Raw genomic sequence first — 3,923 nt, 5'->3', positions numbered from 1 at the left:
CCCGCTAAACACTGCGCCGCTGCGCGCAGGAAGCGGCAGCGGCCGTGCCCGGCGTCCGACTCGCGGGTTGGCGAGCGCCGGCGATGCTGCGAACGACCGAACCTCAAGGCTTCAGCGTCCGGCCCTCCGCGCGGCCGAAGTCGAGGAAGTGATCGACCGCGTCGACGCCAGCGGCGGCAACATCGGGATTCGCTTCGAGGTAGAGCTTCGCATCGAAGCCGTCCGGCAATTCGGCAAGCCGCGCGCTGCGTCGCGCCACCGCGGGGCTGCGCAACGGACGGCCTTCGAACCGGCCGTAATAGATGTAGTGCTGCAACGCATTGCCGCCGCTTGCCGCCACGTCGGGGTTCGCGTCGAGATAGGCGTCACCGTCGAACGGCACGATCGGCGTCAGGCTCGACGGCATGCCGGTCAGATCGTGATAGCACAGACAGCCTTGCGCGAAGAAATGGCAGACCAGTGCCTTGCGGCTCGCGTGCGCCGCATCGCGCATCTTGCTGCCGCCGTGCAGCAGGTTCGCGTGCCACAGCAGCACGTCGCCCTTTTTCGGATAGAAATAGTGCGGCCCGCCCGATTTCTCCGCGATGAGCTGCTGGATCGCGGGTTCGTAGATGTCGTGATAAGCGGAGTAGCCGCAACCGAACGGCATCCCGAGTTCGGTCGACATCAGATAAGGCAGTTTGTGCGTGCCCGGGTGATAAACCAGGGGCCCGGAATCCGGATGAATATCCTCGAACGCGATCCAGTTCGCGACCAGATATCCGTTCGGATATGTCGACATATGAATCGAATCGGAGTGCTCGAGCTGCTCACTGCTCTTGTGGCCGCCGATCGTCTGGAAGGGCGCCGACTTCACACCGAGCAGCAAGCTCACGACCTGGTTCATGCGCGCATCGAACAGCATGTCGCGAATTGCCGGCACCTGGAAATGCGGATTCAGCGTGCGGCCCGGCAGCGTATCGCCGTCGAAAATCGGCTCATGCGGCGGCTTCAACGTGCCGTCGGCGATCGCGTCTTCATAGGCTTGCCACGTGGCGTCCAGTTGTTGTTCGCCAAAAAAGCCTTCGAGGATCAGATAGCCGTCGCTCACCCACTTTCTGCACCAGCCGGCTTCCTGCTCGCTGATCTCTCCGCTCGACAGTAGCGCGTCGATTTTTTCGTGCGCATCGGGACGGTCGAGCCATGGAACGGGACCGGCGGCCGGAAATTTTTCAAACTTGAAGACTTGCGTTTGACGGTCGATTGGCACTTCGGCGACGACGGGCCGCTCGAAAAACCTCTCGTTTGCTGGACTATTCATTTTCCTGAAAAGCTCCGGATTCGATGGTGAGACGACTGGCACGAGCGACGCGGCGCTTGCCGAGCCGCTAGCTGATCAAACGTCCCTCGGTACGGCCAAAGCGGATGTAGTGCTCCGCGCCTGAACTGAATTGTTTCTGCTCGACCGCCGCCGCTACATCGGGATAGCGCTCGAGGTATGCGGTTTCGCTGAAGTCTGGAATACGCGCGGCATAAAGAAGAATCGATGGACCGGCTGGGTGATCGCGATCTTCGCGACCCACGATTACTGTCATGCCGAGTGCATGCAGGACGGCCAGTAGACTCGCGCGACTCATCCAGTTCGCTTGCGGCGCGGTACCTCCGATGAATTTGGCGCTGTTGATGCTATCCAGATAGTGGTAGCGGTGGATATGAATTTCGCGCCCGCGAAATACCGACGTGGTCGGCGTCGGATCGACATGCGTTGCCATGTTTCGATTCTCGCTCACGACGTCCGCATCGTAGTAGTGAGTCCACAGGCACAAGGAGTCGGATGCATGCGCGATATCTTCGAGCAGCGATACCGGATCGATCATGTGATACAGCACACCGCTTGCGAGAATCAGGTCGAAACGCTGCTCGCGCTTCCTGAGTAGTTCGCGGAAGTCACCGTACATGAACTCGGCATTGAACTTCAACGCATTGCGCACAAGCAGGCACTTCAGAAAGGACTTCGAGTTGGCCTCGATCGCGAGGATCGGTGATGCGCCGGCCTTGGCCAGCATGTAAGTGTGCCCGCCTTCCATTGGCCCGAGTTCCAGCACGCTCTTGCCGGCGAATCCACCGCACACCGACTCGAACCATTGCAGGCGCCCGTCTTCGAAATGGGCGGTCTTGCCTAAACCGTAGCCCGGCACATCCGATATCCACGTGCCGTCGAAAAGATTGAAAGCCAGTGCGTGACTCGGCTCCGAGGTCGCATACAGATCCAGTTCGCTCGCTTTCATTTTGGCTTCCCTATGGATCGTCCAAGGTCCGTCGATTATGACACGATCGGAAAGCGCGCTACCGGTTCGCCGGTGGCTCGATCGCGGGACTGTCCGGTCGCTACACGTTTCGCGAAATGGATCAGGGGACGTGTGCTGCAGTCTGCTTTTAGCAGGCGTTTATGAGCCGCTATGATCGCAGGCGTCGGTATCTTCGCGTGCGGCACCTCAGGCATCAACAGCAGCTTGATCCGCGCGGTGAGATTACCGCGAAGTGTGCCACCGACGGGCGTGTCTTTCAGATTGCTAACGGTAGGCGGACGAGGGCGGCGGCTGATTGCGATCGCGCACAAGGTCGGAAATGCAGATTGCTATAATTTGCGCGCCCCATTTCGAAGTGTTCCCGAGGAAGTCCATGGATCCTGGTCTCGAGCGCGTTACGCCTTTGAATTTTTGCGAGCAAGCCTACCTCGCCGCCAATCCGGATGTCGCTGAAGCTGTCGAACGCGGACAATTACGATCGGGAAGATCGCACTTCGATATCTTCGGCGTATCCGAAAGCCACCGTATGCAAGATGCGAATGTCGCCGCCAATCGCAGGCAGGAGCGAAGAAGGCGAATAGAGTCTGTGCTGCGTACTGACATGCCGTATACCGACGACGGCAAGTGCTTCGATTTCCTGTCTCCTGAGCTGCGCTCGAAGTTCGATATTTACGATTCCGATCTGACAGGAAGCAATCATTACGACGGCGATGCTTTAGCCGTCATCGAGCGTCACCCTTCTGGTCTGGTACTGGATTGCGGAGCAGGCAGTCGTCCCGCAACCTACGAGAACGTCGTCAATTTCGAAATTACCAATTACCCGTCTACCGATGTGCGCGGCGTTGGAGAGGTACTGCCGTTCAAGGACGCATCGTTTGACGGCGTGCTTTCGCTTAATGTGCTCGAGCACGTCAAAGATCCGTTCACTGCCGCCAAAGAAATTCTGCGCGTGCTAAAGCCCGGTGGCGATTTGGTCGTGGTGGTGCCGCTTACCCAGCCAACTCACGGCTACCCGCATCACTACTACAACATGACCGCGGAGGGCATTCTCAATCTCTTCGGGTCTGCGATCAACGTCGTACGCGTGTACGTGCCGGAGTCGACGACGGCCATATGGTCGATCTATTGGATCATGCGTGATTGGGCCGAAGGGCTCGATGAGGATGCGCTGCGGGAATTGGAAGCGTTGACGGTTGGTGAGATTCTGCAAGGACCGCCGGCTTTGCTGAAGCGATCGTTCGTAACGCAATTGAGCGCACAGAAGAATCTTGATATTGCGAGTTCGACGACGGTCATTGCGAAGCGGGCGTGAGGTTGCTGTGCGGTTGGGATTTGCTGATGGGACCGACTTGAGTGCGGCAACACATGTTGCCGCGCTTTTTTGTGAGTCGTGTGCTCGCCAAGGCGCAGGTCCCACGGGCTAGTCAGCGTCAATTTCGAGTGTGTCGAATTCGACGGCCAGCTCCGCGCCGGCCGTTGCAAGGACTAGCGCTACCTGACGCCCGGGCGTGTCGGAAAAACACTCGCTTTTCGAGAGCATCGAAAGCGCGAGATCGAAGTTGGTGTCTGCCGGCTCGAGGATCTTGATCTCAAATACAATGTTATTTGAGACGCTGAAATGCTCAACGGTGCAAC

3 protein-coding genes and 1 pseudogene are annotated in these 3,923 nt (G+C 58.6%); 1 reads left to right on the top strand and 3 read right to left on the bottom strand.

All coding sequences use genetic code 11. The features are described from left to right. Window positions 1-103: 103 nt before the first annotated feature. A complete protein-coding gene (locus VGH68_RS16610; protein ID WP_331604742.1) occupies window positions 104-1,300 on the bottom strand; it encodes a phytanoyl-CoA dioxygenase family protein in 1,197 nt (398 codons plus the stop codon). Window positions 1,301-1,367: 67 nt separating this feature from the next. After that, entirely contained in the window at window positions 1,368-2,267 is a 900-nt protein-coding gene (locus VGH68_RS16605) for a class I SAM-dependent methyltransferase (protein WP_331604741.1), read from the bottom strand. Window positions 2,268-2,661: 394 nt separating this feature from the next. Here VGH68_RS16605 and VGH68_RS16600 point away from each other — a divergent pair, with 394 nt between their 5' ends. Beyond that, entirely contained in the window at window positions 2,662-3,600 is a 939-nt protein-coding gene (locus VGH68_RS16600; protein ID WP_331604740.1) for a class I SAM-dependent methyltransferase, read from the top strand. Window positions 3,601-3,708: 108 nt separating this feature from the next. On the opposite strand, the pseudogene VGH68_RS16595 reads toward VGH68_RS16600, so the two are convergent. Then, window positions 3,709-3,923 (bottom strand): annotated as a pseudogene (locus VGH68_RS16595) (hypothetical protein); the annotation flags it as partial.

It is taken from the genome of Paraburkholderia sp., from assembly GCF_036488505.1.
Lineage (GTDB): Bacteria > Pseudomonadota > Gammaproteobacteria > Burkholderiales > Burkholderiaceae > Paraburkholderia.
This window is presented reverse-complemented; position numbering and strand designations above follow the sequence as displayed.